The organism is Microbacterium sp. SCN 71-21, from assembly GCF_001725695.1.
Lineage (GTDB): Bacteria > Actinomycetota > Actinomycetes > Actinomycetales > Microbacteriaceae > Microbacterium > Microbacterium ginsengisoli.
Map to the genome: position 1 here is coordinate 742 of NZ_MEGA01000111.1, position 6313 is coordinate 7054.

The following is a 6313-nucleotide window of genomic DNA, read 5'->3' on the forward strand; positions in this document are numbered from 1 at the left end:
CGCGGCGAGGTCGCGACGCGGCGAGGTCGCGACGCGGCGTAGGGTCGCCTCATCCGCACCGAGGAGGCCGAGGATGAGCGCATCGCTGCCGAAGAAGCTGTACCGCACCGAGCTCGCGCGCCTGCAGGCCCAGCTCGTCGACCTCGAGGCGTGGGTGCAGCACACCGGCGCCCGCATCGTGGTGATCTTCGAGGGCCGGGATGCCGCAGGCAAGGGGTCGACCATCAAACGCGTCGCCGAATATCTCAACCCTCGCGTCACCCGCATCGTCGCTCTCCCGACGCCCACCGAGCGGCAGCGCACCGAGTGGTACTTCCAGCGCTACATCGCCCACCTCCCCGCCGCGGGCGAGATCGTGCTCATGGACCGCTCCTGGTACAACCGCGCGGGCGTCGAGCGGGTGATGGGCTACTGCACGGATGCCGAGTACCACCGCTTCCTGCAGCAGGCTCCGATCTTCGAACGCATGCTGGTCGACGACGGCATCCGGCTCCTGAAGTACTGGTTCAGCGTGTCCGACGTCGAGCAGGAGCGTCGCTTCCGCTCGCGGGCGAACGATCCGATGCGGCGGTGGAAGCTCAGCCCCAACGACCTGCTGTCGATCACCCGATGGGAGGACTACTCCCGCGCGAAGGACACCATGTTCGTGCACACCGACATCGCCGAGGCGCCGTGGTTCGAGGTCGACAACGAGGACAAGCGGCGCGGGCGGATCAACATGATCACCCATCTGCTCACCCGCATCCCGTACGAGCGCATCGATCCGTCACCGGTCGAGGTGCCCCCTCGCCCCGCATCAGGCGGGTACGTGCGCCCGCTGCGCGATGAGACCGGGCTCGTACCCGACTACGCGGCGGCACTCGAGGCGCATCACCACGCGCACGTCAGTCGCGCAGCCGCACCGACAGACAGGTGACGCATCCCTCGAGCTTCTCGAACTCGCTGATCGGCACCGTGACGACGTCGAGTCCGCGCCCGCGCCAGAGCTCGGCGGTGCGGGGCGCATCCGCCGACATGAGCACGGTGCGCTCGTCGAGCACCACGACAGCGGTGCCGTGCTCCTCGGGCACCGCCGCGAACGCGGCGTAGCCCTCGCGGTCGTCGACGAGGGGTTCGTAGCCGACGATCGTGCCGTCGGGAAGTGCAGTGACCCCCGATTTCAGGTGCAGCACCCGCTCGACCGGGCGCGTGACGACCGTCCATCCACGCGCATCGAGCAGGGCAGCGAGCTGGGCGATACCGGCCGCGTTCGTGCGGGAGGACGCACCGACGTAGACCGTGCGTCCGACCTTCAGCACGTCGCCCCCGTCGAGGGTGCCCGGTTCGACGATCTCGACCGTCTCCAGACCGGATGCCGCCACCACCCGTGCGATCGTGTCCCGCTCCCCGCGGCGCGAGACGGCGCCCGCCCGGGCGAGCACGGCGAGGTCGCCGAAGACGATGACCGCATCCTCCACGAATACGCCGTCGGGCTGATCGTCGGCGGCCTCGGCCTCGAGGATCTCCCATCCGCGCGAGCGGAACGCCTCGACGTAACCGTCCCACTGCGCACGGGCCAACGCGGCATCGACCGGCACGCGGTCGAGGTGGGTCAGCTCGCCGTCGGCCAGACGGCTCGACGGCGGACGGACGATGAGACGCGGCATCCGGTCAGACGCCCGGGTACGACCGCTCCGGCGAGCCCGTGTAGAGCTGCTGCGGGCGACCGATCTTGGTCTGCGGGTCGGTGTTCATCTCGCGCCAGTGGGCGAGCCAGCCGGGCAGGCGGCCGATCGCGAACAGCACGGTGAACATGCGGGTCGGGAAACCCATCGCCTTGTAGATGACGCCGGTGTAGAAGTCGACGTTCGGGTACAGGCGACGCTCCTTGAAGTAGTCGTCGCTCAGCGCGATCTCCTCGAGCTGCTTCGCGAGGTCGAGGAGCGGGTCGTTGACGCCGAGCGCCTGCAGCACCTCGTCCGCCGACTCCTTGACGAGCTTCGCCCGCGGGTCGTAGTTCTTGTAGACGCGGTGCCCGAAGCCCATGAGCTTCACACCGTCCTCCTTGTTCTTGACCCGCTCGACGAAGCGCTCGACGCTCTCGCCGGAGTCGCGGATCTGGCCGAGCATCTTCAGCACGGCCTCGTTAGCGCCGCCGTGCAGCGGGCCGTACAGCGCGTTGATGCCGGCCGAGATCGAGGAGAACTGGTTCGCGCCGGTCGAGCCGACGAGCCGCACCGTCGAGGTCGAGGCGTTCTGCTCGTGGTCCTCGTGCAGGATCAGCAGGCGCTCGAGCGCGCGGGTCACAACGGGATCGATGTCGTACAGCTCGCTCAGCACGCCGAAGTTGAGCTTCAAGAAGTTGTCGACGAACCCGAGGGCGTTGTCGGGGTAGAGGAACGCCTGGCCGACGCTCTTCTTGTGGGCGTACGCCGCGATCACGGGGAGCTTGGCGAGCAGGCGGATGGTGTTCAGCTCGACGTGCTCGGGGTTGTGCGGGTCGGACTCGTTCTCGTAGTACGTCGAGAGGGCCGCGGTCGCCGCCGACAGCACCGACATCGGGTGCGCCGTGTGCGGAAGCGCCGAGAAGAAGCGCTTCAGGTCTTCGTGGAGGAGGGTGTGACGGCGGATGCGTCCGTCGAACTCCTCGAGCTCCGCCGCGGTCGGCAGCTCGCCGTAGATGAGCAGCCAGGCCACCTCGAGATACGTGGAGTGCTGGGCGAGCTGCTCGATCGGGTACCCGCGGTACCGCAGGATGCCCGCATCGCCGTCGATGTAGGTGATCGCGGACTTGGTGGCCGCGGTGTTGACGAAGCCGTAGTCGAGGGCGGTGTGACCGGTCTGACGGGTCAGACTCGACACGTCGATGCTCGGGTAGCCGTCGGTACCCGTCAGCACGGGGAATTCCGCCGTGCGCTCACCGACCGTGAGGGTCGCCTTCAGCTGCTGCGTGTCTTCGTCGCTCACCGCGCCTCCTCGTGAGGGAAATCGTCGAGGTCGTTGCCGCCGAGCGGCAGGATGCGCATCGGGTCCTCGATGCACGCCGACTACAGCCTAGCCGGGCGGGGAGGGTACTCCGTTACCGCACAAAGGTCCGGGCGATCGTGTGGAGGATCACGACGAAGACGCCCGCAGACGGCTCGCTGCGGCCGCGATCCGCTCGTCGGTGGCCGTGAGCGAGAACCGCACATGCTGCGGGAAATGCGGGCCGTAGAAGTGTCCCGGACCCACCAGGATCCCGACCTCCGCGAGGCGCCCGAGGCTCTCCCACGCGTCACGTCCCTCGGTCGCCCAGAGGTACAGACCGGCCTCGCTGCCGTCGATGCGGAACCCCGCGGCCTCGATGGCCGGCTTCAGGATGTCGCGTCGCACCCGGTAGCGATGCTTCTGCTCGGCCACGTGCGCGTCGTCGCCGAGGGCCGCCGCCATCGCCCGCTGCACGGGCGCGGGCACGAGCAGACCGAGGTGCTTGCGGGCGGTCACGAGGCGGGCGACCACGTCCGCGTCGCCCGCGAGGAAAGCCGCGCGATAGCCCGCGAGATTCGACTGCTTGCTGAGCGAGTAGACCGACAGCACGCCCTCGAACCCGCCGCCCGTCACCGACGGATCGAGCACGGACGGCACCGGTTCGCTCGCCCACCGGCCGTCCCAGCCGAGCTCCGCGTAGCACTCGTCGCCGACCAGCAGCGCACCGAGCTCACGGGCGCGCAGGTAGGCCGCGCGAAGGGCGGCCGCATCCCACACGCGACCATCGGGGTTGCCGGGCGAGTTCACCCACACCAGTCGGGTGCCCGCAGGCCATTCCGAGGGATCATCGCTCGCCACGGCGGTCGCGCCGACCAGGCGTGCGCCGACCTCGTACGTCGGGTACGCCGCCTCCGGATGGACGACGACGTCGCCCGATTGAAGGCCGAGCAGCAGCGGCAGCAGAGCGACCAGCTCCTTCGAGCCGATCGTGGGGAGCACCTGCGAGACATCCAGCCCGGGGACGCCGCGGCGTCGCGCGAACCAGTCGACGATCGCGTCGCGCAGCGGCGCCGTGCCGATCGTCTGCGGATAGCCGTGAGCGTCGGTCGCGTCGGCGAGCGCACGGGCGACGACCTCGGGCGTCGCGTCGACGGGAGACCCGACCGAGAGGTCGACGATGCCATCGGGATGCCGCCGGGCGGTCTCGGCGAACGGGATCACCGCGTCCCACGGGTAGTCGGCGAGGTCGGCGACCCCCACGGTCAGTGCCCCTGCGGCGGAAGGGCGGCGATGATCGGGTGGTCCTTCGGGATCACGCCGACCTTCGCGGCGCCGCCCGGCGAACCGACCTCGTCGAAGAACTCGACGTTCGCCTTGTAGTAGTCCTGCCACTCTTCGGGGAGGTCGTCTTCGTAGTAGATCGCCTCCACCGGGCAGACGGGCTCGCACGCGCCGCAGTCGACGCACTCGTCGGGGTGGATGTAGAGCGAACGCTCCCCCTCGTAGATGCAGTCAACGGGGCACTCGTCGATGCAGGCACGATCCTTCACATCGACGCACGGGAGGGCGATCACATACGTCACCCGTCCAGTGTAGTCAGGGGTGCGTGACCGGCTGCCGAGCGCGCCGAGCCCGGGAGAGCTCCGGCCAGGCGACGATGACGGCGGCCACGAGCGGCACCACGATCATCCAGACGTTCGCCAGCACGGGATGCAGCTGACTGAAGATGATCGATCCTCCCGCCGACGTCTGGGCCAGCACCCAGGTCGCCCCCATCATGCCCAGGGCGGCCGCGAGCACCGTCCACCGGTCACCCGACAGCAGCCGGAGCGCGAGCAGCAGCGCCGTGGAGCCGATGAGTGCGACGATGAGCCCGAGCGGCAGCCAGCCTCCGACGACGATCGAATGCGCGAACGAACCCGCCGCGCCGTAGAACAGACCGATCGCAAGGGCGAGCACGTATGCGCCGAGGCGCTGCAGCAGGGTCACGCCTCGATGCTACGCGGCCCACCCGAGTGCCCGCAGCGCGGCCGCCACGACGGCCGCCACCACCACCACGACGAGGAAGGGCGCCCGCAGGGCCAACAGCCCTGCCGCGACCAGCACGGCCGGAAGACGCGCATCCACGTGCAGAGCCTGCCCGCTGGCGAACGTCTGCACACCGACGAGCGCCGCCAGCAACGCGACCGTGAGAAGGTCCGCGATGCGCAACGGCCGGGGCGCCTCGAGGAGCGACGGCGGCACGAGATAGCCCACGACCTTGAGGGCGAGGCACAGCACGGCGGCCAGCAGCAGGGCGCTCCAGAGGGTCATCGCACGGCCTCCCCCGCGGATGCACCCGGCCCGCGAGCGCGCCGACCGCCGACGTCGAACCAGCCGACGACGAGGGCGACGACCGCGGCGAGGATCACGGGCAGCCCCGGCAGGAGCGCGGGTGTGAGCACGACCGCCACAACGGCAGCCGCGATCCCCACGGCGATGGGCTGCGCACCGCGCAGTCGCGGCCACAACAGCGCGAGGAACGCCGCGGCGGCCGCCGCATCCAGCCCCCAGGCACGCGGATCACCCAGCACGTCGCCGAACAGGGCGCCCAGCAGAGTCGACAGATTCCAGCCGACGTAGATGCCCACTCCCGTCACCCAGAACCCCACGCGGCGCGCCCGCGGCGCATCCTGAGCGAGAGCGACCGCCGTCGACTCGTCGATCGTGAACGGCGCCTTGTTGTCCGCGACGACCGCCGTCTGGCCGGTGCTCGGATCGAAGCGCGCGGCCCGGAGGTTCACCTCCGTGCCCGAGAGGGTGAGCTGCACCTGCTTCAAGCCCTCGGCGTCGGAGTAGGCGTTGAGCACCGCGACGATGACGCTGGTATTCGCGAAGTCGTTGGCCTCGAGCTTCATCCGGAAGGCGATGTGAATCGCCGGGGTCGCGCCGACGGACGCGGACAGGAGCGCAGCGGGTGAGCTGCTGCCGCTGACGGGCGTGACCCTCGCGACGAGCGAGCGGGGAGACGACCAGGAGTCGGTCGCGTTCGTCGCGAGCGAGCCGCTCAGCTCCGTGCCGCCGCCGGTGAAGCCGTACTTCGGATCCTCCGAGACATCGAAGTCGGCGCAGAAGGTGTGCGGCTTCGCGCACGCGCGCTCCCGCGTCGGCGCGTCGGTCTCGGTGTCGGCTGTCTGCATCGCGTCGAGCGTGGGCGCCGGTCCGGCGTCTCCGTCGTCGGGCGCGCCGCCCTCGGTTCTCGCCGGATCGGCGGTGCCGGAGAACCCCCCGAGATCCGTGAAGAGGGCGCAGCTCGGTGCGGCTGCCAGCAAGAGTGCGACGCAGAAGCCCGTTGGCCGTAGCCCACCCATTCCCGTCAGAGTAGCAG

Annotated in this window: 7 protein-coding genes and 1 pseudogene; 1 reads left to right on the plus strand and 7 read right to left on the minus strand. The window is 70.0% G+C overall.

All coding sequences use genetic code 11. The annotated features are described in order from the left end of the window. The first annotated feature begins 73 nt into the window (after positions 1-73). Positions 74-916: a polyphosphate kinase 2 gene (gene ppk2 / locus ABT08_RS12555; protein ID WP_048809219.1), complete on the plus strand. Its 843-nt coding sequence runs from the start codon at positions 74-76 to the stop codon at positions 914-916. Here ppk2 and ddaH read toward each other — a convergent pair. The 7 genes and pseudogenes from ddaH to ABT08_RS12590 form a co-directional block, all read right to left on the minus strand. Then, complete coding sequence (gene ddaH, locus ABT08_RS12560; protein ID WP_045246965.1) at positions 885-1646, minus strand: dimethylargininase; 762 nt, start codon at positions 1644-1646, stop codon at positions 885-887. The genes ppk2 and ddaH overlap by 32 nt on opposite strands. A gap of 4 nt (positions 1647-1650) precedes the next feature. After that, positions 1651-2946 (minus strand): citrate synthase, encoded by a 1296-nt coding sequence (locus ABT08_RS12565; RefSeq protein ID WP_048809218.1) that lies wholly within the window; start codon positions 2944-2946, stop codon positions 1651-1653. Between the two features lie 147 nt (positions 2947-3093). Further along, complete coding sequence (gene dapC / locus ABT08_RS12570; RefSeq protein WP_288115168.1) at positions 3094-4206, minus strand: succinyldiaminopimelate transaminase; 1113 nt, start codon at positions 4204-4206, stop codon at positions 3094-3096. A gap of 2 nt (positions 4207-4208) precedes the next feature. After that, positions 4209-4529: a ferredoxin gene (fdxA, locus tag ABT08_RS12575; protein WP_045246963.1), complete on the minus strand. Its 321-nt coding sequence runs from the start codon at positions 4527-4529 to the stop codon at positions 4209-4211. A gap of 13 nt (positions 4530-4542) precedes the next feature. Then, on the minus strand, positions 4543-4935 hold the full coding sequence (locus tag ABT08_RS12580) for a DUF6113 family protein (protein WP_288115171.1): 393 nt from the start codon (positions 4933-4935) through the stop codon (positions 4543-4545). 9 nt (positions 4936-4944) lie between these two features. After that, positions 4945-5259: an AzlD domain-containing protein gene (locus ABT08_RS12585; protein ID WP_056207260.1), complete on the minus strand. Its 315-nt coding sequence runs from the start codon at positions 5257-5259 to the stop codon at positions 4945-4947. After that, positions 5256-5657: pseudogene (locus ABT08_RS12590) on the minus strand (ABC transporter permease family protein); the annotation flags it as partial. The pseudogene ABT08_RS12590 and the gene ABT08_RS12585, both read right to left, overlap by 4 nt. Between the last annotated feature and the right edge of the window lie 656 nt (positions 5658-6313).

Excerpts from the sequence above, each read along its gene's own strand:
- ppk2 (WP_048809219.1), top strand. The coding sequence starts at position 74 with ATGAGCGCATCGCTGCCGAAGAAGCTGTACCGCACCGAGCTCGCGCGC.
- ddaH (WP_045246965.1), bottom strand. The coding sequence starts at position 1,646 with ATGCCGCGTCTCATCGTCCGTCCGCCGTCGAGCCGTCTGGCCGACGGC.
- ABT08_RS12585 (WP_056207260.1), bottom strand. The coding sequence starts at position 5,259 with ATGACCCTCTGGAGCGCCCTGCTGCTGGCCGCCGTGCTGTGCCTCGCC.